At 36.9% G+C, this 23,646-nt stretch carries 23 protein-coding genes; 17 read left to right on the top strand and 6 right to left on the bottom strand.

Annotation, left to right across the window (positions count from 1 at the left end; translation table 11 throughout):
- Nucleotides 1-582 (top strand): LOG family protein, encoded by a 582-nt coding sequence (locus FB551_RS20345; RefSeq protein WP_142018735.1) that lies wholly within the window; start codon nt 1-3, stop codon nt 580-582.
- 76 nt (nt 583-658) lie between these two features.
- Here FB551_RS20345 and FB551_RS20340 read toward each other — a convergent pair whose 3' ends face one another.
- Nucleotides 659-988: a 2Fe-2S iron-sulfur cluster-binding family protein gene (locus FB551_RS20340; protein WP_034697026.1), complete on the bottom strand. Its 330-nt coding sequence runs from the start codon at nt 986-988 to the stop codon at nt 659-661.
- Between the two features lie 12 nt (nt 989-1,000).
- Nucleotides 1,001-2,056 carry an NAD(P)/FAD-dependent oxidoreductase gene (locus tag FB551_RS20335; protein ID WP_047429307.1) on the bottom strand — a complete coding sequence of 352 codons (1,056 nt, stop codon included), beginning with the start codon at nt 2,054-2,056 and terminating at the stop codon, nt 1,001-1,003.
- A gap of 153 nt (nt 2,057-2,209) precedes the next feature.
- Between FB551_RS20335 and FB551_RS20330 the strand changes: the two genes are divergently transcribed.
- A complete protein-coding gene (locus FB551_RS20330; protein ID WP_047429305.1) occupies nt 2,210-2,980 on the top strand; it encodes a DUF3108 domain-containing protein in 771 nt (256 codons plus the stop codon).
- Nucleotides 2,981-3,258: 278 nt separating this feature from the next.
- On the opposite strand, the gene pheS is transcribed toward FB551_RS20330, so the two are convergent.
- Both pheS and FB551_RS20320 read right to left on the bottom strand, forming a co-directional pair.
- On the bottom strand, nt 3,259-4,269 hold the full coding sequence (gene pheS, locus FB551_RS20325) for a phenylalanine--tRNA ligase subunit alpha (RefSeq protein ID WP_142018734.1): 1,011 nt from the start codon (nt 4,267-4,269) through the stop codon (nt 3,259-3,261).
- A 126-nt stretch (nt 4,270-4,395) separates the two neighbouring features.
- Nucleotides 4,396-5,055, bottom strand: a complete 660-nt coding sequence (locus FB551_RS20320) for a YceI family protein (RefSeq protein WP_047429299.1) — start codon at nt 5,053-5,055, stop codon at nt 4,396-4,398.
- Nucleotides 5,056-5,130: 75 nt separating this feature from the next.
- Here FB551_RS20320 and FB551_RS20315 point away from each other — a divergent pair, with 75 nt between their 5' ends.
- On the top strand, nt 5,131-6,066 hold the full coding sequence (locus tag FB551_RS20315; RefSeq protein WP_047429296.1) for a sulfate/molybdate ABC transporter ATP-binding protein: 936 nt from the start codon (nt 5,131-5,133) through the stop codon (nt 6,064-6,066).
- A gap of 333 nt (nt 6,067-6,399) precedes the next feature.
- On the opposite strand, the gene FB551_RS20310 is transcribed toward FB551_RS20315, so the two are convergent.
- The gene (locus FB551_RS20310; protein WP_047429295.1) at nt 6,400-6,744 is read right to left on the bottom strand and encodes a zinc ribbon domain-containing protein YjdM; all 345 of its coding nucleotides are present in this window, start codon (nt 6,742-6,744) and stop codon (nt 6,400-6,402) included.
- A 457-nt stretch (nt 6,745-7,201) separates the two neighbouring features.
- On the opposite strand from FB551_RS20310, the gene FB551_RS20305 reads away from it, so the two are divergent.
- From FB551_RS20305 to FB551_RS20240, 14 genes are all read left to right on the top strand, one after another.
- On the top strand, nt 7,202-8,407 hold the full coding sequence (locus FB551_RS20305; protein WP_047429294.1) for an RsmB/NOP family class I SAM-dependent RNA methyltransferase: 1,206 nt from the start codon (nt 7,202-7,204) through the stop codon (nt 8,405-8,407).
- 185 nt (nt 8,408-8,592) lie between these two features.
- The gene (locus FB551_RS20300; protein ID WP_142018733.1) at nt 8,593-10,260 is read left to right on the top strand and encodes a GLPGLI family protein; all 1,668 of its coding nucleotides are present in this window, start codon (nt 8,593-8,595) and stop codon (nt 10,258-10,260) included.
- Between the two features lie 321 nt (nt 10,261-10,581).
- Entirely contained in the window at nt 10,582-12,249 is a 1,668-nt protein-coding gene (asnB, locus tag FB551_RS20295) for an asparagine synthase B (RefSeq protein ID WP_142018732.1), read from the top strand.
- Nucleotides 12,250-12,677: 428 nt separating this feature from the next.
- Nucleotides 12,678-13,520 (top strand): hypothetical protein, encoded by an 843-nt coding sequence (locus FB551_RS20290; protein ID WP_047427954.1) that lies wholly within the window; start codon nt 12,678-12,680, stop codon nt 13,518-13,520.
- A 138-nt stretch (nt 13,521-13,658) separates the two neighbouring features.
- On the top strand, nt 13,659-15,062 hold the full coding sequence (locus FB551_RS20285; RefSeq protein WP_047427956.1) for an MFS transporter: 1,404 nt from the start codon (nt 13,659-13,661) through the stop codon (nt 15,060-15,062).
- 157 nt (nt 15,063-15,219) lie between these two features.
- Nucleotides 15,220-16,095 carry a pirin family protein gene (locus FB551_RS20280; protein ID WP_142018731.1) on the top strand — a complete coding sequence of 292 codons (876 nt, stop codon included), beginning with the start codon at nt 15,220-15,222 and terminating at the stop codon, nt 16,093-16,095.
- A gap of 150 nt (nt 16,096-16,245) precedes the next feature.
- A complete protein-coding gene (locus FB551_RS20275) occupies nt 16,246-16,557 on the top strand; it encodes a GNAT family N-acetyltransferase (RefSeq protein ID WP_047427959.1) in 312 nt (103 codons plus the stop codon).
- A gap of 58 nt (nt 16,558-16,615) precedes the next feature.
- A complete protein-coding gene (locus FB551_RS20270; protein WP_047427962.1) occupies nt 16,616-17,515 on the top strand; it encodes a pirin family protein in 900 nt (299 codons plus the stop codon).
- A 22-nt stretch (nt 17,516-17,537) separates the two neighbouring features.
- Nucleotides 17,538-18,068, top strand: a complete 531-nt coding sequence (locus FB551_RS20265) for an NADPH-dependent FMN reductase (RefSeq protein ID WP_047427966.1) — start codon at nt 17,538-17,540, stop codon at nt 18,066-18,068.
- Nucleotides 18,069-18,647, top strand: coding sequence for a TMEM175 family protein (locus FB551_RS20260; protein WP_142018730.1), 579 nt, complete (start codon nt 18,069-18,071; stop codon nt 18,645-18,647).
- Between the two features lies 1 nt (nt 18,648).
- The gene (locus FB551_RS20255; protein WP_047427970.1) at nt 18,649-18,867 is read left to right on the top strand and encodes a (4Fe-4S)-binding protein; all 219 of its coding nucleotides are present in this window, start codon (nt 18,649-18,651) and stop codon (nt 18,865-18,867) included.
- Nucleotides 18,867-19,262: an OsmC family protein gene (locus FB551_RS20250; RefSeq protein ID WP_142018729.1), complete on the top strand. Its 396-nt coding sequence runs from the start codon at nt 18,867-18,869 to the stop codon at nt 19,260-19,262. The genes FB551_RS20255 and FB551_RS20250 overlap by 1 nt, the downstream gene beginning before the upstream one ends.
- Before the next feature lies 1 nt (nt 19,263).
- The gene (locus FB551_RS20245) at nt 19,264-19,551 is read left to right on the top strand and encodes a GNAT family N-acetyltransferase (protein ID WP_171006298.1); all 288 of its coding nucleotides are present in this window, start codon (nt 19,264-19,266) and stop codon (nt 19,549-19,551) included.
- A gap of 185 nt (nt 19,552-19,736) precedes the next feature.
- Nucleotides 19,737-21,296 carry a sodium:solute symporter gene (locus FB551_RS20240; RefSeq protein WP_047427976.1) on the top strand — a complete coding sequence of 520 codons (1,560 nt, stop codon included), beginning with the start codon at nt 19,737-19,739 and terminating at the stop codon, nt 21,294-21,296.
- A 69-nt stretch (nt 21,297-21,365) separates the two neighbouring features.
- On the opposite strand, the gene FB551_RS20235 is transcribed toward FB551_RS20240, so the two are convergent.
- Complete coding sequence (locus FB551_RS20235) at nt 21,366-23,603, bottom strand: reprolysin-like metallopeptidase (protein ID WP_167497904.1); 2,238 nt, start codon at nt 23,601-23,603, stop codon at nt 21,366-21,368.
- Between the last annotated feature and the right edge of the window lie 43 nt (nt 23,604-23,646).

Below are 23,646 nucleotides of genomic sequence, written 5' to 3'. Positions count from 1 at the left end.
ATGAAAAGTATCACCATATTCTGCGGCTCAAGCTTCGGCACAGATAAAATATATGAAGAGCAAGCATTTCTGCTGGGGCAAACCTTAGCAAAACAAAATATACAACTGGTTTATGGTGGTTCGGAAACTGGTTTAATGGGAACAATTGCTAACGGTGCTTTAAGTGAAAAAGGTAAAGTAACAGGAGTCTTACCCCAGTTTTTACAGTCTAAAGAAATTGCTCACAAGAATCTGACAGAGCTTATCATCGTGGAAACCATGCACGAAAGAAAAACCAAAATGAATGACCTTTGTGATGGGGTTATCGTTCTTCCCGGCGGATATGGTACATTAGAAGAATTCTTTGAGATGATCACGTGGGCACAGCTCGGGCTTCACAAAAAACCGATTGGGATTTTGAATATTGATGAATTTTATGATGACCTGATCAAACTGGTTCAGACGATGGTAAATAAAGGATTTTTAAAACAGGTGAACAGAGATATGCTGTTGATCAGTGATACCATTGATGATCTGCTGGAAAAAATGAGAAATTATGAGGCGCCTATGGTTGGAAAGTGGATTTCTAAGGAAGAAGTTTAAACTCTAAGACTTTATATAAAACAAAACCCGTCCGAAAAATTCGAACGGGTTTCTTATTAAGATTAAAAAATATTTTCTAAGGATAAGGAGCAATTTCCACTTCGAGCCCTTCCATGGCATCGGCAATATGTAACTGGCATCCCAATCTGCTGTTGTCTTTCACGTGGAAAGCCTCAGCCAGCATGGCATCTTCTTCATCTCCCATCGGTTCCAAACCGGGATCATTGATTACATATACCTGGCATGAAGCGCACATCGCCATTCCTCCGCATACCCCAATAGTACCTTCTTCTGCCAATTCATAGGAACGGATAATTTCCATTAAGTTCATGGACATATCCGTAGGAGCTACGACATCGTGGGTTACACCTTCTCTGTCGGTGATTTTAATATTAACGTCTGACATAATTCTGCAAAATTAGTCAATTTTTTTCACAACTGCCTTCTCTGCTTCTTTACGGCTTCCGTCAAATCCGTCTACACCACTTACCGTTGTATATTTTAAGACGAATTTTTTACCCGGATTTAGTCTGTTATATACACTCTGACACATTAAAGTCGCCTCGTGGAAACCACAAAGGATCAACTTCAGTTTTCCAGGATAAGTATTGATATCCCCAATAGCATAAATACCTTCAATGTTGGTTTGATAATCCAACGCATTATTAACAACGATTGCATTTTTCTCGATATTCAGTCCCCAGTTTCCGATCTCACCCAATTTTGGAGTCAATCCAAATAAAGGAATGAAATAATCAGTTTCAATATCATAAGCATCCTGTCCTTCTACTTCTACAGTGATTGCTTCTACTTTTCCGTCACCTTTAATACCGGTAACTTCAGCAGGAGTGATTAATTTGATTTTCCCCTGGTTTTTCAGCTCCTGAACTTTCTCTACAGAATCCAAAGCTCCTCTGAACTCATTTCTTCTGTGGATCAAAGTCACCTCGCTTGCCACATTAGAAAGGAAGATACTCCAGTCCAGTGCAGAGTCTCCTCCACCAGCAATCACAACTTTTTTATTTCTGAAATGCTCAGGTTCTTTAACGAAATATTCAAGACCTTTTTCTTCATAGTCAGCAATATTTTCAAAAGTAGGTTTTCTTGGCTCAAAAGTTCCTAAACCACCTGCAATGGCAATCGCTTTACATCTGTGAACAGTTCCTTTATTCGTGATCACTTCAAACCATTCATCATCTACTTTAGTATAAGAAACAGCTGTTTCGCCTAAGGTAAATCCAGGCTGAAACTGCTTGATCTGCTCCATCAAATTATCCACCAATTCTCCAGCATTCACTGAAGGATAACCAGGGATATCGAAAATAGGTTTTTTAGGATAAAGTTCCGCCAATTGCCCTCCCGGCTGTGGAAGTGCATCAATAATATGGCACTTCATTTTTAATAAACCAGCTTCAAAAACTGCAAAAAGTCCTGTAGGTCCCGCACCTATGATCAATATATCAGTGGTTATCATAATCTTTAAGATAATTTAATTAGACATGTAACTGCAAATTTACTAATTTTAATGCGAAGCATATTTAATTGATTCTAAATAAAAACCTGAGATTTGTCAAATATCTATCATTTAAGATTTTAAATTTGGCAATGTTTTTGTAAATGTCTTGTTATGAATAAAATTTTGAACCTTTTTGCAGTATTTATATTCTTTTTAGGCTCGGCGCAGATTGACAATATCGCAGACGGCGAATCTATTACTCTAAGAATTCACTATGGTTTCCTTAATGCAGGAACTGCCAATCTTACTACAAAGCAAACCACCTACAAAGGGGTTCCTCATCTTTATGTAAAAGGAACAGGACAAACCACAGGTGCTGTGAAAGCATTCTTCAAAGTGGAAGATTTGTATGAAAGTTTCATCAATACACAGACAGGATTACCAAGTTTCTATGTAAGAAATGTACGTGAGGGAAGCTATCGTCAGCATTTTGAAACCGTTTTTAATCACGATAACAATACATTAATTTTAACAGATAAAAAGACACCTGCCAATGGTTCCAAGGTTCTAAAATCCGTAAAAGGGGTTCAGGATATGCTTTCCTGCTTTTATTATTTGAGAAGTAAAAGCCCGGATGAACTGAAAGTGGGCACTGTTATTAATATGAATGTATGGATTGATGATGAAATGTTTCCTTTCCAGCTGAAAGTAACCGGAACAGAAAATTTAAAAACAAAATTTGGGACGATCAACTGTTTAAAGATTATTCCATCGGTAAAAAGCGGAAGAGTATTCAAAGAAAAAGAAGGCGTAACGATGTGGGTTTCCAATGATGCTAACCACGTTCCAATGCTCTTAAAAGCAGAGCTTGCAGTAGGATCACTGAAAGCAAGTATCGACGATTATAAGAATGTAAAATATCCTTTAAAGTTCTCAAAATAACAATCCTCACTTTTAAAGATACAGCCTGTAAATTTTACAGGCTTTTTTCATTTATTATGTAATATATTCTTAACACAGATTGTCTTTATAATAGAGGCAGGCAAAGAACTGCAGCATGTCAATACTTCATTGAAGTACCTAGCGGATTCAAACCGAAGTATGGGCATAAGAAACAGACACGTGTAAATTTTTCAATAAGATCAGTTTTTAATTACGTTTTGTTTCTTAGGTCAGTAATTAAAAACAAAAAACCTCCGGAGCTCCGGAGGTTTGATTTTTTATAGTGTTTTAAATTGTTCCAGTGTTCTGATATCATTTTCGAAGAACATTCTGATGTCACTCATCTGGTAAAGAAGCATGGTAATTCTTTCAATACCCATTCCGAATGCATATCCTGAATATTTCTCAGAATCGATATTCACATTTTTCAGTACGGCAGGGTCTACCATTCCGCATCCCATAATTTCCAGCCATCCTGTTCCCTTTGTAATTCTGTAATCTGTTTCAGAATTTAATCCCCAGTATACATCAATCTCAGCGCTTGGCTCTGTGAACGGGAAGAAAGAAGGTCTCATTCTGATCTTGGATTTTCCGAAAAGCTCAGTGGTAAAGAACTGGATCGTCTGCTTTAGATCAGCAAAGCTTACATTCTCGTCAATATATAATCCTTCAATCTGGTGGAAGATACAGTGAGAACGAGAAGAAATTGCTTCGTTTCTGAACACTCTTCCCGGAGATAAAATTCTGATAGGCGGCTGATTTTCTTCCATATAACGCGTCTGTACCGAAGAGGTATGCGTTCTTAAAAGAATATCCGGATTCTGCTCAATGAAGAATGTATCCTGCATATCCCTTGCCGGGTGGTATTCCGGAAGGTTAAGCGCCGTAAAGTTATGCCAGTCATCTTCAATCTCCGGACCGTCTGCTACGGCAAAGCCAATAGATTTGAAGATTTCAATAATTCTGTTTTTTACAAGATTGATCGGATGTCTGGAACCCAGTTCCAATGGAAAAGCAGGTCTTGTAAGATCTTCCTTTTCAACCACAACAGAAGATGTGGAAGCATTTTTCAAATCCTCCAGTTTTACAGCCACTGCCTGTTTCAAAGTGTTAATCTTCTGTCCGAAATCTTTCTTCTGGTCGTTAGGAACTTCTTTTAATGTTTCGTAAAAATCATTCAGAACCCCTTTTTTACCGTTGTACTTGATTCGGAAGTTTTCGATATCTTCCTTAGAGGTAGCATTGAAGCCGTTTACTTCGACCAGTAGTTCTTCTATCTTTTCTATCATTATTTTACCCTTTCAAAATGTTTTGCAAAAATACAATTTTAAGTTGAATAATAAGTCCGTCAAAAAAAAATCTGCCTCTTTTTCGGGAGGCAGACTTCAATCACTTATTTCACTTAAATAAAAAAATTATTTCTTTTCTAAAGCTTTAACGTTGATCTGAAGAGTTACCTCGTCTTTAATCACACCATTTTCAGCCGGAGCCTGGAACTTCACTCCAAACTCTTCCCTCTTGATATCTTTCGGCTCAGTAGCTACACTCACCTCTCCATCTTTCACAGAAACATTAGCTTTAAACTGAACTGGTTTTGTAATTCCTTTTATGGTTAAATTACCATCTAAAAGAGTATTGTAATCACCTTCTGTAGCTGGAGTAACCTTTGTAATCTCATAAGAAGCTGTCGGGAATTTTTCAACTTCGAAGAAATCACCGCTCTTCAGGTGGCCGTTTAATTTCCCTAAATCTTCCGGGCTGTCTTTCAAGTCTACAGAAGTTAAAGAGTTCATATCAGCAACGAATTTTCCGCTTTCCAGTTTTCCGTCTTTCACCGTCACATCTCCACTTTCGAACTTAATTGTTCCAAAATGGCTTGTATTCTCAGATTTAAATACTTTATATCCCTTCCATTCAACCTTACTGTTTAGCGTATCCAAAGTGAACTGGCTACCTTCTTTAGTAGTCGTCACTTCATTACTCTCACTGGTAAGTGGTTTGTCTTTTTTACAAGAAACCATTACAGCAGCAATAAATAATGCAGGAATAGCTAACGAAAACAGTTTTTTTCTCATTTTTGATTTATTTTTATTAGTTCCGCTAATATAATAAAAAAAATTATGTTTTCATAAAAACCTTACATTTGTAATATGCTATTAGAAATAAACAATTTATTTTTCTCTCACAACAAAGAAAATCCCCTGTTTCAGAACCTTAATCTAAGGTTTGAAGAAAACAGAATTATAGCTCTTGCCGGTGAAAGTGGATGTGGAAAATCTACTCTTCTTAACCTTATTTATGGTCTTTTGGATTGGGAAAGCGGAGAGATTATTTTTAACGGAACAAAGCTTTTGGGACCGAAAGGAAATCTCGTTCCCGGAGAGCCGGAAATGAAATCCGTAGCACAGAATTTTGATCTTATGCCTTACGCTACAGTGGCTGAGAACGTAGGGAAATTTATTTCTAATATCAATCTAAAACAGAAAAAAGAAATCGTAACGGAGCTTCTTGAGGTAGTAGGGCTTCAGGAATTTGCCAATGTACTTCCAAAATACCTGAGCGGTGGACAACAGCAAAGAGTGGCTATTGCCAGAGCATTATCTGTACTTCCCAAGCTTCTTATTCTGGATGAACCATTCAGTAATCTGGATTTCCCAAGAAAAATTGAACTTAGGGAAAGGCTTTTCAGATATGTAAAACAACATGGCGTTTCTCTGATTATTTCCACTCATGAGCTTCAGGATATTATGCCATGGCTGGATCAGATTGTTATTCTGCAGGAAGGAAGACTGATTCAAAATGACAGTCCGGAAGAAACCTATAGAAATCCCTACAATTCTTATGTTGCTAAATTATTTGGAGAAGTTAATATTTTCAGTAAAACAGAGGCTGAAGAATTCCACCTTAACAAATTCTCCTATTATCCCAAGGAAATCAAAATTACAGAAACAGGTCTCGAGGCCGAAGTTCTGGAAAGCAGATTTGCAGGAAATTATTACTGGAATAAATTAAAGGCAAAGGGAAAAGAACTTGTTGTTTATACGGATGAGAAGATTTCAGGAACAATATTCGTGTCGTTTATTTAAGCAGAAAAAATAAATGGCAGAAGGGTAAAACTGTAAAAGCAAAACAGATTATTCCCCGATTAACAATGCCATTGTTTCAGCTTTTCAGCTTTTCACTATTCTGCACATAACTTATACATTTACTTACACTTATCAATAAAAAAAATACAAACATAAGAATCTGTATATGAAACTTTTTCTTACATTTGTATCTCTAAAGTATAAGGAAATTTTTGGTTAATTCTCTTTCTGCCTTCCAGACGGACATTAGCAATTTTGCAATTAAGTCTGTTGAAAGATTACACTGTCCAATTTTTTCCTTTTCTTATTTTTAGACGTAAAAAGTGAGCTTTCTTACGCTTTCTTTACAAATTCTGACTTAAGAGCCATTGCTCCGAAACCATCAATTTTACAGTCGATATTGTGATCACTTCCCGGTCTCAGACGGATATTTTTCACTTTAGTTCCGGCTTTTACCGGTTTTGGTGCTCCTTTTACAGGAAGATCTTTTACTACCACTACAGAATCACCATCCTGAAGTTCATTTCCGTTGGAGTCCAAAATTTTCCCTTCATTGGAAGCTTCTGCAGCTGCTTCTGCAGGATTCCATTCATAGAAACACTGGGAACATACCATCATATTATCGCTCGGATACGTAAACTCGGAGCTGCATTTTGGACAAATTACTGTGTCACTCATATTTTTATTTTTTGCAAAGGTAGAGCTTTTTAGAGGTTGAAGTCAAGAGATAAAGTTCAGTATAGTAGATAATAAGACCATATTAATTTTACACAATACAGTGAATTAACATAAATGAAACAAACTTGCTGCAAAGAAAATAAAGTATAATAATGAACAGTGTATATTTTGTCCGCAAAAATTTTTCATTAAGCAAAAACAACGGTTTTTTCATCTTAAAGTGAAAGGCTATTGTCTGCAGATAAAAAAATATAAATATTCGGAAAATCTTTACAAATTCAGCATAAAAATTGAGTTCTGCTACTAAAAAATTAATAAATAGATTGACCTTTCATCAATACTATTGGATACATTACTCTCCTACCCTAAAATCCTCTAATTCTCAAACTCAAGAACTCAATCTTCAACTCTCAATTAAAAGTCGTATTTTTGCAGATTCAAACAGCGAAGCAAATTTATGGAACTTATTCACAGAAACTTGGCAATCGGAATTCACGATGCCTTACAGGAGACATTTTTTGAGAAAAACAAATATGCAGATAAAGTTATCGAAAGACTTTTGAAAGCAAACAGAAAATGGGGAAGCCAGGACAGAGCCGTTGTTTCTGAAATTTTTTACAATATTATCCGTTGGAAAAAACGCCTTGAATACTATATGGGTGAAGGCGTGAAACCCAATAATATCTACAAACTGATTATTGCGTATTTACTTTGGAGTAAAACCAATTATAAAAAATTCGAAGAATTTGACGGAATCAAAATCGCCGATATTCTTACTAAACTTAAAAAGAACACTGTTCCTACAAAAGCAATAGAACACTCTATTCCTGAATGGCTGGCTGAAACTCTTGAAAAAGAAATAGGGGCCAACTGGGAAAGAGAAATGATTGCTTTGAATGAGCAGGCTCCTACTGTATTGAGAGCCAATTCTTTAAGAACAACAACCAAAGAACTTATCTCAGACCTTTCTGATGAAGGTGTTGTTTCTTTTCCTATTAAAAATTATCCTGATGCTGTTCAGCTGGAAGAAAAGAAAAATGTTTTCCTTACGACAGCTTTCAAAGAAGGATTATTTGAAGTTCAGGATGCTTCTTCTCAGAAAATCGGGTATTTCCTTGATGTAAAAGAAGGACAAAGAGTGGTAGATGCGTGTGCAGGTGCAGGAGGAAAAACATTGCACTTAGCTGCATTAATGAAAAACAAAGGGCAGATTGTAGCGTTAGACATCTTCGAGTGGAAGCTTGCCGAACTGAAGCGTCGTGCCAAAAGAGCCGGTGCTCACAATATTGAAACCCGTATGATCTCTGACAACAAGGTGATCAAGCGTCTTCATGAAAAAGCTGACAGACTTCTGATTGATGCACCATGTTCAGGCCTTGGAGTTTTAAAAAGAAACCCGGACAGTAAGTGGAAAATTGATCAGGACTTTATTGACAGAATTAAAAAGGAGCAGCAACAAATTCTCCAGGATTATTCTAAAATGCTTAAAAAAGGAGGAAAAATGGTATACGCTACCTGTTCTATCCTTCCTTCTGAAAACAATCTTCAGGTAGAAGAATTTGTTAAAAACAATCCTGGATTCAAGATGATTAAAGATGAAAAAGTAATGCCTAGCGAAGGCTATGACGGATTCTACATGGCTTTGATTGAGAGAATTTCTTAATTTAAGTTCAATAATAATATATTAAACTACTCTATTTTTGGAGTAGTTTTTTTATTTAAAAACATTTATAAAAAATGTAACAATTTTTGTAACATTTCAACAAAATTGCCTACTAACTGTACAGATTAAACCCGTATTGATACTGTAGAAAGTTTAGAATAACTTTGAAGCAAACTCATTTATTTATGGATACAAGAATTGTTTTCAATTTTATGGCTGTTTTCATGTACTGTCTGTTTTCTGCACAGACGTATGAAATTCAGTATACCAGTTCATATAACGGAAAAGTATCAACGGATCAGCCTTCTATCATTGTTTGGGTCAATGAACAGGAAAATTTCATTGTCAACAGCACCATCAAAGAACAAAAGAGCAATTATCCTTATGAGATCACTAAAGTAGAAAAACCTTCCAACACTATTGTTTCTTATGCATTTTTAAAACCGGGATCAATTATTTCGGCATCAGACCCTGACTCTGTAGGGAAACAGGATTTTGAGCTCACCAATGAAACGAAAAAAATCTTAGGCTACAACTGTAAAAAAGCGGTTACAAAAGTCAATTCAAATACCATTGAAGTCTGGTATACCAATGATCTGAAGCTGAAAGGTGGCCCTTCTGTGTTAGGACAGAATTTAGGATTGGTTCTGGAAGTAGAGAGAAATAAAAATTCTTTAACTACGGCCGGTTCAATCAAAAAAATCAGGAATACCGGAATTGAAAATATTTTAAAAGAAAATATCCGGACAACAGATCAGTTAGGATATAAAGACTTACTTTGGAAAAGCAGATTTACCACATTGAATGTTTTCGACAATGAAACGATCAACTTCTCTGATGCCTCAAAATCTGACGACCAGATTAAAAGATATGCCAACGGAACCATCATTCTTAAAAAGATAAAATTCCCTGCGATTACAGAAGGGGAAAATATTTTTGTTGAACTGAAACAGCAGTCCAATGGAGATGCGTACGACAGAACCGGAACCGTATTCTTCATTCCGCAGGATAAAGAAAAATCTTTTTTTGACGGGTTGGAAAAGGGGATAAAAACACTCCCTGCCTACGACAATGGAAACGGAAAACAATATTACGGAGTAACGGCTACCGGCAACTACAGCCCTGCCACGGAGATGATGCGGTTCTTTACGGCATTTGGAATCCAAAAGTTCAATCATATTCAGCTGAAAGGAAAAAACTGGCAGACCATCAGCCCTTACCGACAGGACATTACAGAATTAAAACCGTCTTTATCAGGAAAAGAACTTTGGGTAGGCACGTTTATCGGCAACTACGATAAAGGAGGACATACAGTAAGTCTTGATATTACCATTCATAAAAGTGATCAGACTGTGAATAAAAACAACACAGTCATTCCTTTGTTTAATACTTTAAATATTATGGAGATGGCCGGACAGGACTACGCTACGATGTTCAGCCAGGATCAAGGTCTTCTTGTCAATTTCACTTTGGATAAAGATCTGAAAAATGCACAACTAAGATATATCACAACGGGACATGGCGGTTGGGAAAACGGAGATGAATTCGTTCCTAAAGCCAATTCTATTTTTGTGGATGGAAATCCGGTATTTTCATTTGTACCGTGGAAAACAGACTGTGGTTCGTACCGTTTATACAATCCGGCTTCAGGAAATTTTCAGGATGGTCTTTCATCATCAGACCTCAGCAGATCAAACTGGTGCCCGGGAACGGTTACCAATCCTAATTTCATTCCTCTGGGAAATCTGAAAGCGGGAAAGCATACGATTCAGGTAAAAATTCCACAAGGACCTACCGAAGGAACAAGCTTCAGTTCATGGAATGTTTCGGGAATATTACTGGGGGTTCAATAAAAACAAAACCTTCTTGCATGAGAAGTGCAAGAAGGTAAAAACACAAATGATGAAAAAAAATTATTTCGAGCCACAAAGTAAAGGGTAAAATTCATATAATTAATTACCATAGATTAATAAATATGTCATTTTTATTTCGTATAGAGATTGAACGAATTTTAGCGCTACGAAAAAAATTAATCAAACACATGCAAATTTCAACAATTAGTTAAAATTTTTAACTTTAAAGTACTAATTAATTAAAAATTTTCACATTTAAACATTTTTAATTGTTATTTATAAACATCACTTTTACTTTTGTTCCATAAATAATAAAAAATCATGTGTGGAATTGTATGTTTATTTGATGCCAAGCAAAAAACTGAAGTATTAAGACCTCAGGTATTGGAAATGTCAAAAAAAATCCGTCATAGAGGACCGGATTGGAGTGGAGTTTTTCAGGATGAGAAAGTAATTTTTTCTCACGAAAGACTGGCAATCGTAGATCCTACCTCCGGCAAACAACCTTTATTTACGAAAGACGGAAAAGTAGTATTAGCTGTAAACGGCGAAATCTACAACCATAGAGAATTAAAAGAAGAATTTCCCGATTATGAGTTTCAGACTCAGTCTGACTGTGAGGTGATCCTCGCATTGTACAGAAAATACGGAAAAGATTTCGTGGAGAAACTCAACGGAATTTTCGCATTCGCTTTATATGATACTGAAAATGATATTTATCTTATTGCCCGCGATCATATGGGAATCTGTCCGCTTTATCAGGGCTGGGATAAAAACGGGAACTATTATGTAGCTTCTGAATTAAAAGCTCTTGAAGGCATCTGTAAAAAAATAGAAACTTTCTTACCGGGACACTTAATGTACAGCCCGAACGGAACCGAACTTCAACAATGGTATACAAGAGAATGGGAGAGTTTTGATCATGTAAAAGACAATGAAACCGACATTTCAAAACTGAGAAAAGGTCTTGAAGATGCCGTTCACAGACAACTGATGAGTGACGTTCCTTATGGAGTACTTCTTTCAGGAGGTTTAGATTCATCTGTGATTTCCGCCATCACTGCAAAATTTGCCCGCCAGAGAATTGAAAGTGGTGATACTCAGGAAGCATGGTATCCGAGACTTCACAGTTTCGCAGTAGGACTGGTTGGTTCTCCGGATCTTGCAGCGGCTCAAAAAGCTGCAGAACACATCGGATCTGTTCACCATGAAGTTAACTTTACCGTTCAGGAAGGACTGGACGCGGTACGTGACGTCATTTATCACCTTGAAACTTATGATGTAACCACCATCAGAGCATCTACCCCAATGTATCTTTTGGCAAGAGTCATCAAATCCATGGGAATTAAAATGGTGCTTTCAGGAGAAGGTTCTGATGAATTGTTCGGAGGTTATTTATATTTCCATAAAGCTCCTAACACAAAAGAATTCCACGATGAAACAGTAAGAAAACTGGGTAAACTACACCTTTATGACTGCTTAAGAGCTAACAAAGCATTGATGAGCTGGGGAATTGAAGGAAGAGTGCCTTTCCTTGATAAAGAATTCATGGATATTGCAATGACCATTAACCCTCAGGATAAAATGATCAGTACTGCTGAAGGAAAAATTGAAAAGTGGGTATTGAGAAAGGCTTTTGAAGATTTACTACCGGATTCAATTGTATGGAGACAGAAAGAACAATTCTCGGACGGTGTAGGTTATTCTTGGATCGATACTTTAAAAGAGGTTGCTGAAAAAGAAGTAACGGATGAAATGATGACTAATGCAAGATTCAGATTCCCGCTAAACACTCCACAGAACAAAGAAGAATACCGATACCGAACTATTTTTGAAGAACATTTCCCAAGTGAAACAGCAGCTGCTACCGTTCCATCAGTGCCATCCGTAGCTTGTTCTACTCCTATTGCCTTAGAATGGGATGAAGCGTTCAAAAAAATGAATGATCCGAGCGGAAGAGCTGTGAAAGTGCATGAAACTTCGTATTAGAGAGGTATTTGATAAAATGTCAATCGTCAATCCGCTGCGCTGGCGAATCTGTTTCGTGATTCGAGGTTTCGGGTTTCGGGTTTCGGGATATTTTAACGCAGAGTACGCTAAGATATTTCTAATATTTAAAAACGATCGCAATGGCGTTTCACTCAGCAATTAACAAACTGACACACTAGCTGAACGAAGTGCCTTTGCGAACGAAATAGATAAGATCAAATATAAACATTGCAACCATAGCGTTTATTTCAACTATTCAATAGTATTAGTTGATTATTAAAATGTATATTTTTTTCATTCAAACATATAACTCCCTCAGTTATAATTTATCAATCCTGTAGCAATACAGGATTTTTTCTTGAATTAACAATAACAATATGGCATAATTTAACTCACAATCCAAAATAATATCTAATAAATAATTATATTTGGAAAACGAAAATATCAATTATAAAAAAATGAGAAGAAACCTTACTGTTTTATTTGCTTTATTGACCATAAGTTTTGCTTTTGGACAGGGAAAATACGGCAAATATCTGAATTCAAAGAAGCTTGCTTTGGCTTATAAGAGTGTGAAAGACCAAGATAAGGATGACTACTACCAACAATTCTACTGGCTGGTTAAAGCAGAGCAACTGAAAACTTATCCTCACCTTAAAGATATAAAACCTGTCGTTTTATATGAATTTGTAAAATATGTAAACCCTCAGAATCCGACCAAAAAACTGGATGCCAGAGGAAAAGAACTTAGAGCGACTGCAGAATTATCATTAAATCAATATTTTAAAAATAAAAAATTTGAAAATAATTCTGTTTTAATGTACAACCTTGAAACATATGTAGATCCTTCAAAAGGACAATATTACACGAAGGTTGATCCTGAAAAAATCAAGGAACTTGTTCCGAAAGAATTATTTGCTTTTAACTCATTCAACAGAAATATAGGAGAAGAAAAAACCTACTATCTTTGGATTGACAAGAAAAAAGATGATCTGAATATTGTAGATATCATCCCTAGCGAAAAAGAAGACAAAGCTTTCTACGCAAGATTGAAACAATATCTTCCAAGCTATAAATTTTCAAAATATGTTCCTTCTGTAAAAAAAGGAAACAAGTCTGATAAAACAGATATTGAATATTATTATATCATGCCTTTTGAACAGAATACTGATAACATCGAATATAAAACAAAGGATTTCAAAACTTTTACCTTAAGCCAGTATAGAAAAGCCGGTGATGAATGGAAAGGAGTAGAAAAACCTAGAAAATAAATCAAAAAGTCCTGTGAAATTTCACAGGACTTTTTTAATTTTATATGGATTTCTTTATCTAAGAATCAAAGCGCTTAGAGTAAGCGGTTCTTCAAATCAAATAAGTCTGGGATTTTTTTATAACCCAGCCGGTACAAAATGACAGAAGCAAATACACAACAGACATCCGTAAAAAAAATACTTCCCTTAATTCTGGCTACTGCTATTTTCATGCAAATGCTGGATTCCACAATCCTGAATACTTCTTTACCCGCTATTGCAAAAGATCTGAATGAGTCTCCACTCAATATGCAAAATGCTATTATCAGTTATGTTCTAACCCTTGCTGTTTTTATGCCAGCGAGTGGATTTCTTGCAGACCGGTTTGGGACAAAAAAAATATTTATATTTTCTCTGGTATTATTCAGTCTGGGTTCGCTGTTTTGTTCTTTGTCCCAAAACCTTACCCATCTTGTTATTTCAAGGGTAGTTCAGGGAGTTGGAGGAAGCCTGATGACTCCTGTCGGAAAACTGGCGCTCATCAAAACATTTGATAAAAACGAACTGCTCAAAGCGATGAACTTTGCTATTATTCCAGCTCTCATCGGACCTGTATTAGGGCCGCTGGTCGGAGGGTATATGGTAGATTACCTTTCGTGGCACTGGATATTCCTCATCAATATTCCGATTGGGGTGCTGGGAATTGTTTTGGGGTTAAAATTCATGCCCAATTACAAATCCGATGATGTTGATTTTGATTTGAAAGGTTTCCTGATTTTTGCAGCAGCCTCTCTCCTGCTTTCTGTTTCACTGGAACTTTTCGGAGACATTCAGAATATTACCCCTGTCTTATTGGTATTTATCATGGGATTCCTGTTTCTGTACTATTATTATAAACATGCAAAAAGAGGAGGAAATCCTATTTTCCCATTAAATCTGTTTCAGGTACGAACTTTCCGTGTGGGTATTGTAGGAAACCTGGCCACCAGATTAGGGATCAGTTCCGTTCCGTTGTTACTTCCATTGATGATTCAGATTGCCTATAAACAGTCTGCGGTAACTTCGGGCTGGATCATTGCGCCCATGGCTTTAACAGCAATATTTGGAAAATCCTCTGTAATAAAAATTTTAGATAAATATGGCTATCGTCAGACCTTAATGGTGAATACCTTCATTATCGGTACGCTGATCTGTCTGCTTGCCATTCCTGATATCCACACTTCTTTATATTGGTTTGTTCCCATTATTGCGATACTGGGCTTTTTCAACTCAATACAGTTCACTTCCATGAACACTATTTCCATTGCCGACCTCCGAAATTTCCAGACCAGCAGCGGAAACTCATTAATCTCCGTTAACCAGCAATTAGCAATCGGTTTCGGAATTGCCTTCGGACTGATTGTTTTAAAGCTGTTTGAAAATACAGATCTGATTAATGGCGAAATTCACAACGCATTCCGGTTAACCTTTCTCACAGTAGGAATATTAACAATTTTATCCGGATTGGTGTTCAGAAGGCTCCATATTTCGGATGGGAAAAACATGCAGTCTAAGGAGGAATAATCAGAAGTAAAGTCGTAAAATAACGAAACATAAGGCAGATCAATAAACAGTTCTGCCAATTTGCATTTTCTGTATTCTGCCCTTGCTACGAACTTAACACAGATCAATGCTTTTCGCAGATAAGTATGGTAATTTTGTTTACATAATCAACAATGTGATGGCAACTAAAAAAATAGAAATCGTAGTATCTCCAAGACCTGCACACTTTGTAGGCGATGGATTCAGGGTTCACAATTTCATTCCGGGAGTACCTGGATTGGATATGAAAAGAATGGACCCGTTTATTATGCTGGATTACAATTCAAAATTTCATTTCAATGGTTCAGACAGACCAAGAGGTGTAGGAGTACATCCGCACAGAGGCTTTGAAACGGTAACGATAGCGTATAGCGGAAAAGTAGAACACCATGACAGCGCTGGCGGCGGCGGTGTTATCGGAGAAGGTGATGTTCAATGGATGACTGCCGCCAAAGGAGTTCTCCATAAAGAATACCATGAAACGGAGTGGGCAAAAGAAGGAGGAATTTTTCAGATGGTTCAGCTTTGGGTGAATCTTCCGGCAAAAGATAAAATGAGCTGCCCAAAATATCAGGCTATTGACAACGCTGCAATGGAAAAAGTTGATCTGGGTGAAAATGGCTACATAGAAGTAATTGCCGGAGAATATGACGGCCATAAAGGACCTGCGAGTACTTTCACTCCCGTTCATATGATGAATGCCAAACTGAAAGCAGGAGGAAAGGCAGAGTTTAATTTCCCTGCCCATTTCAATACTGCAGCTTTGGTAATTGAAGGAAGCATTATCATTAATGAAGAAGAAACAGTTAAACCCGATCATTTTGCATTATTTAAAAATGTAGGTGAAACGTTTACTATCGAAGCCAAAGAAGATGCTGTGGTTTTAATCATCAGCGGCGAGCCTATCAACGAACCTATTTACCCTCACGGACCTTTTGTGATGAATTCCAGAGAAGAAATCATGCAGGCTTTTGAGGATTTTAATACCGGAAAATTCGGATACCTGGAAGATTAAAGATTTAAATTTATCTTAATCTTTGATTATTCCTTTTTTTATTAACTTTATATAATGGCAAACCTTATAGGTTTTAGAACCTATAAGGTTTAACTGTCTTTACACAATTTCCTCCTTTATAGGAAACGTGACACTTTTAGTACAAATATTATGAAACCAGAATTTGAAAATATACCTCTTGTAAAAGCCGAAAAAAGATTTGAAATAGAATTCAACGGACATTTTGCATTTATTGATTACCGCGAAACCATGCATCAGATTTCTTTAATACACACTGAAACAGAACCGGAACTGGCCGGAACAGGTGCAGCAGCTGCAGTAGTAGAGAAAACATTAAATTATATTGAAGAAAGCGGGAAAAAGCTTCTTCCATTCTGTCCTTATGTTTTCGCTTTTATCAGGAAGCATCCTGAATGGAAACGTATCGTAGATGAGAGATTTGAAGGCTACGACAAACTTTAAATCTCTATCAGCAATCATCAATTTATTTAAATAACATTTTAAAAAGTATCACATTATCATGTCAAATATTGGACTTATTATTGAAGAAAAAGCAGCAGATATCGGAAATTTCTTGGTAGGAAGACTTCTTCCTTTCCGTGAAAAAAGAGCCGTTGGACCTTTCGTTTTTATTGACCACATGGGACCTTCAGAATTGAAAGATTATCAGAATCTTGATGTTCCGCCACATCCGCATATCGGTTTATCTACATTAACTTATCTGCTGGAAGGCTCTATCTTTCATAGAGACAGTATCGGAAGCGCTATCGAAATAAAACCAGGTGCTGTTAACTGGATGACTGCCGGAAAAGGAGTGGTACATTCAGAAAGAACCCCTGAATATTTAAGACACAGTGATAAAAGACTTCACGGATTTCAGATCTGGGTAGGTCTTCCTAAGCATCTTGAACAGTCTGAACCTACTTTTCATCATATTGAAGCAGATGAAATTCCGGTTTGGGAAGAAGATGGTATTCAGTATAAATTAATTGCAGGAGAAGCATTTGGAAGAACGTCTGCAGTTCCGGTACACAGCAAATTATTTTTCATTGAAATCAAAACCAAAGAAGCTAAGAAAATCAGTATCGGAAAGGATCTTTACGGAGAAGCAGCCATGTATGTTCTGGATGGAACAGTAACTACCGATGGAAATTCTTATGGTTCAAAACAGCTGATGATCGCTAAAGATACCAAGCTTTGCGAATTTGAAATGAGCGAAAACGGAACGGTTTATCTTTTTGGTGGTGAGCCATTCGATGAAGAGCGTTTTATATTCTGGAATTTTGTTAACTCTGACAAGGAATTAATCGAACAGGCAAAGGTAAACTGGAATGATCAGAATCATGAAGCATTTCCTTTGGTTCCGGGCGATGAAAACGAATATGTTCCGCTACCTAAAGCTATTTTAAACAGAAAATAATTTCAGCCCAGCTTTATCAACCATGAAAATATTAGCATTTGCGGGAAGTACGTCTTCCACTTCTATCAACAGGGAACTGGTAAAATTTGTCCTGAAAGATTTTCAGGATGAGGAAATCAATCTGATTGACCTCAACGATTTCACTATGCCGGTATTCTCAGTAGATCTTGAAAAGAAAGGATTTCCGGATGAAGCCCATCAGTTTTTAAAAGCTATTGAAGAATGTGATGTGATTATTTGCTCTCTTGCAGAACACAACCGTTCTTACAGCTCAGCTTTTAAAAATGTCTTCGACTGGTCCTCAAGGATTAATGTAAAAGTATTTCAGAATAAACCCATGCTTCTGATGAGCACCTCTCCCGGAGGTTACGGCGGCGGAAATGTGATGAATACGGCAAAAACATTTTTCCCACAGTTTGCAGCAGATATCAAGGAAACTTTTTCATTGCCAAAATTCTATGAAAATTTTGATATGGAAAGCGGAGTCATCAATCCGGATATGCTGAATGATCTGAAAAGTAAGATACAAAACTTTAAAAACCAGGTAAAGTAAATGAATAAAGGGAGACTGGAGGCATTCAGTGATGGTGTACTTGCTATTATTATTACCATTATGGTACTTGAACTGAAAGTACCTGAGGGAAATAGCTGGACCAGTGTCAAACCTCTTCTTCCTAAGTTTCTGGCCTATATTTTCAGTTTTATTTATGTGGGAATCTATTGGAACAATCATCATCATTTGTTCCAGACGGTAAAGAAAGTAAACGGAACTATTCTCTGGGCCAATCTTCACCTTCTGTTCTGGCTTTCTCTGATGCCTGTTGCAACAGAATGGATCGGGACTACGAATTTCGCTAAAAATCCCGTTGCAGTTTATGGCATCGGCCTCATTATGTCGGCCATTGCTTACACCATTCTGGAGCATGTGATTATTCGTTGTGAAGGAGAAGATTCAAAGCTGAAAGAAGCTATTCATTCGAAATATAAAGAATATATCTCTATTGTATTTTATGTCCTGGGAATCGCTACTTCATTTTTTTATCCTTATATTGCCATAGGTTTTTATTATATCGTGGCTCTTATATGGCTGATTCCGGACAGAAGAATCGAAAAAACATTAAAAGAAAATTGATATGGAAACACACGAATATCCCAACGGAAACATTACTGTCATCTGGCAGCCTAAAAAATGTATCCACTCTGCCATATGTGTAAAAACACTTCCAAATGTCTACAATCCTAAAGAAAGACCCTGGATAAAAGCAGAAAATGCAAGTCCCGAAGAACTAAAAAATCAGATAGACTTATGCCCTTCAGGTGCATTAAGTTATAAATTCAATACAGAAAAATAATGGCGGTAACAGTAAAAGCAAGTTTAGGAAAAACAAAATATTATACAGAAGTAACAGCCGGCGAAAACACAATCATTACGGATGAACCGATTGATAAAGGCGGACAGAACAAAGGTCTTAATCCTCTGGAAATTCTGGCTACATCACTGGCAAGCTGTACGGCAGCTACATTGAGAATGTATATTGAAAGAAAAGAATGGGATGTGGAAAACATTAATGTAGAAGTAGAGCTTGAAAACTTTCCATTAACAAAAAGAGCAGTCTTCAAAAGAGATATCAGTTTTGAAGGGATTCTGGATGATGAGCAGCTGAAAAGACTGCACACCATTGCGGATGCATGCCCTGTTCATAAAATATTAACCAACGACATAGAAATATTAACTAAATTCTCATAACATGATCGAAGTAAAACAAAACAACGACGAAAAACACGGAAGTTTTGAAGCTTTCATAGATGGAAGACGCGCAGGAATGATGACGTATACCTGGGCCGGAGAAGAAAGATTTATTATAGACCACACCGAGGTGGAAGAAGCTTACAACGGAAAAGGTGTAGGCAAGGAAATGCTTCTGGCAGCAGTAGATTTTGCCAGAAAAAATGATAAGAAGATTATTCCCCTCTGTCCTTTCGCTAAAGCAAGTTTCCAAAAAAGTGAGGAACTGCAGGATGTTTTAGTGAATTAATCACAGTATAACACCCTTACCATACAAACCTTTCAGAGCAACCTCTGGAAGGTTTTCTTTTTTAATTGAAACCATCGCTTAAAAGTAAATTATCCTTCACAATTTGTTTTGAAATCAACAGGAATTTAAATTCATGATTCACGACTGATCTTTTTTATATATTTGCTAAAATTTAAAAATCAAGCATGAATCCAGGAACTATCCTTTTGCTATTTGTTTTCGTTTATTTTATCGGCCTTTTGGTGATTTCTTATTTCACCAGCCGGAACTCCGATAACCAGTCTTTCTTTATCGGTAACAAGAAGAGTAAATGGTGGCTCGTTGCATTCGGGATGATAGGAACCAGCTTAAGCGGGGTTACTTTTATTTCCGTTCCGGGAACTGTTGGGAAAATGACCGGTTCCGAATATATTTACGGTGGTTTTGAGTACTATATGATGGTAATCGGGTTCTTCATCGGATATTTTATTGTAGCAGCGATACTTCTACCGCTTTATTATAAGATGAATCTTACCTCTATTTATACATATCTGGGGAAAAGATTCAATGTGGAGGCGCATAAAATCGGTTCGATCTTTTTTATAATTTCAAGAGCCATTGGAGCTACCGCAAGATTATATCTGGTAGTAAATGTTTTGCAGATATTTTTACTTCAAGGGTTGGGGGTTCCGTTTTGGGTAACCTCTCTTGTGCTGTTATTAATGGTACTTCTGTACACTTTTGAAGGAGGTGTTAAGACCATTGTTATTACAGATACCCTGCAGACTTCTTTTATGATTATCAGTCTTGTAGCATGTATCGTTTATATTTTGTCAAATCTTAATTTATCATTTGGAGAAGCATATACTATTCTGGAACAGAAAAACTACACCCATTTCATCAATTTTGATCCTAATTCCAAAACCTTTTTCCTGAAAACCATTCTGGGCGGAATTTTTATTACCATTGCTATGACAGGGCTGGATCAGGAAATGATGCAGAAAAATATCTCTGTAGATAATCTTAAGAATTCGAAGAAAAACATGCTGACCTTTGCAGGAACCCTCCTTATCGTAAATCTTGCCTTCTTATTCCTGGGAGGATTGTTATACCTTTTTGCTTTGCAACATGGTGCAGAATATGGAACTATAAATGGTGAAACAGTCACGAATATTTTCGGATTTAAAGATGCTTCCGGAAATATTAAAAACATAATGGGTGATGATCTTTTCCCGGCTTTATCGCTTCAAGGATACTTCCCTATGGCTATTTCTGTTATTTTTATTATTGGATTGATTTCTGCTTTATTTCCTTCGGCAGATGGAGCTCTAACTGCTGTAACCAGTTCATATTGTGTAGACTTACTAAACCTTAATGAGGATAAAACCAGAACTGAAAAAGAGAAGAAACGCCTTCGTATGAAAGTACACTTGATTTTCACTGTAGTTTTCTTTATTCTGATCATGGTTTTCAAAGCATTAAATGATAAATCTATCGTTTATCTGATTATGGAAATTGCAGGATATACTTATGGACCGCTTTTGGGACTTTTTGCTTTCGGAATTTTTACCAAGTTTCAGATTTCCAGAAAATACTCTATTCTTGCGGTGACTATTTTAGCTCCTGTATTAACTTATTTAATCAACCTGGCTGTTACCACTTATACAGATTATAAAATCGGAGTAGAACTCATTGTTCTTAACGGATTGCTGACTTTCATCGGTCTGTGGTTAGTAAAAAATAAACAACATTTAAGGGTCGTTTAGCGCTTATAAAACATAAAAGGGCTGCCTTCGATTGGAAGGCAGCCCTTTTTTTGGAATCAATGAATCAGATTATTCTTTAATCCATTTGATTGTTTTTTCTATGTTTTTAGATTTAACTTTAATCAGATAATCTCCCTGGACAAGGTGTGACAAGTCAAAAGTTCCTGTCTTATCATGATTCAATTTGTTATTGACCTGAGTGAATACTAATTTGCCGCTTACATCATATACCGTAATATCATATACTTCATTTGAATTGCTGAATTTCACATTCAAAAGTCCTTTGCTTGGATTAGGATACACTACAAACACATCTTTATTGGCCGCAATCTCATTTACTCCCAATGTCTGGGTAATCGTAAAGTTGATTGGATTAATGTTGTAGAAAACATTTGTTTCTGCAGCTACCATAATTCTTGCCTGGGTTGTGTTTACGTTAGGAATGGTAACAGCTTCAGAACCATCATTCGGAGTGGATGCCAGGATCAAGGTAGGATAAGTAAGCCCGCCATCTGTTGAAAGATAAATATTGACAGTAGCTGCATTCACAGGAAATGCAGTTGTATTGGCGACATCCCATGTTACTGTCTGAGTAGAATTACCCGCCCAGTTTACTGCCGTAGCAGGTGCAGTTACATTAAAAGGTCCGGAATTTCCATCAACGGTAATAATAGCATCATCATTGGCTACTCCTGCACAACCTGCGTTATTATCTCTTACCGTCAGTCTGAATTCCATCGTTCTTGCATAAGATGGTCTAACCTCTCCTTTGGAAACTGTACCATTGATTACATCTGTAAGTTTGGGAAAATATCTGTAAGGAACGGTTACCGGTACGTATGACCTGAACAGAGGTGCATTTAATGTTGGTGCATTCCAGTCGCCAGCCGGCCCTACATCATTTTGCTCCCAGCTGTAAGTAAGTGGATTATTATCTAAATCTGTAGCAGAACCTTCCAATCTGAATGGTGTACTTTTCGGAATGGTATAATCTCCCCCTGCGTTTACTGTAGGAGCGAAATTGTTACTGGAAAGTGTAACCTGACATGTTGTTGACTGAACTTTTGTCGTAATCGATTGGTATGATTTGGTATGGAAAGTAGGGATACTGTTAGGGGCTAAATTATTTACACTTCCACAAATTCCTGCGTAAGCCATAATCGTAATTCCACTGCCTGGTTCTACAGCGTTGTTTGCACTTCGGTTTCCTCCTCCACAGCTTCCTGTTGTTGCATTAAAAGTATGAGGACCTCCAAACTGATGTCCTACTTCATGGGCAACATAATCAATATCGTAAGGATCACCAACAGGATTCGGTGAGCCGGTGATTCCTCTCCCTTTATTAGAGTTGTTACAGATCACTCCTAATCCGGCCAATCCACCACCTCCGGTACTGAAGGTATGTCCAATATCATAATTGGCATTTCCTATCAGCAGGTCAATCTGAGTCTGGCTTTCGTTAATTAATGTTCCGGCACTATCATTTCCTGTAAAAGGATCTGTAGCAGCACTGGTAAAGATAACATTGGTTTCAGTACCTACTAATACCAATCTTGATGCTACTTCCTGTTCGTATACTCCATTTACTCTGTTTACAGAAGTTACAATTGCAGAAAGCGTTTGCGCAACCGTAGGTGTTGCTGAACCCGTTGCAGCAATCGCATACTGGTGGGTACAGGCCACGGCAAACCTGAAAACTCTAATTTGAGTTCCTACGCTTGGAGCTACGGTTTTTTGTTCGCTTTTTTTTTCAGGTGAAGAATCCTGATCATCTTTCAGTCCGCAAGTTCTTGGATTTTTATCAATCAAATCACTTTTTTTGTAAATGATGTAATTGTTGATATCCTGTTTTGCATAAGGATCTATATAAGAATCGCCAGCCACTATAGATTTTATCTGCGCATGGAAACCCAATTCTGTAAAATCTAGTTTTATCGTAGCATATTTGTCATCAATTCCCTGTCCTGTAAAAGTGACAATCTGAGGAAACTGGCTGGCTAATCCCGGAGCCATCACGGAAGATTTCCAGATTCTGAATTTAGCTTTTGTACCGTCAGGCATTGGTAAAACAATAATCGGGGCATTATCTTTACGATCACTGTCTTTCAGTTCCGGAACTGAATTAAAATAACTTTTCATTCCAGCCACATCCAATGTATAGGTTAGTGACTTCTCCGGTTGTACGGTTCTGTTTTTAGGTTCAGCTTTAATGGATCTTTCATTAATTACTGTAAAAAAATCCTGTGCTTTTCCAGAGGAAACGGATATAATAAATATCCCCAAATAAAATAATTGTTTAATTTTCATATATAATGGTATGTAATTTTTATTCATCTAAATCATTAAACCA

Origin of the sequence: Chryseobacterium aquifrigidense, assembly GCF_006716485.1 — a bacterium.
Classification (GTDB): Bacteria; Bacteroidota; Bacteroidia; order Flavobacteriales; family Weeksellaceae; genus Chryseobacterium; species Chryseobacterium vietnamense.
This window is presented reverse-complemented; position numbering and strand designations above follow the sequence as displayed.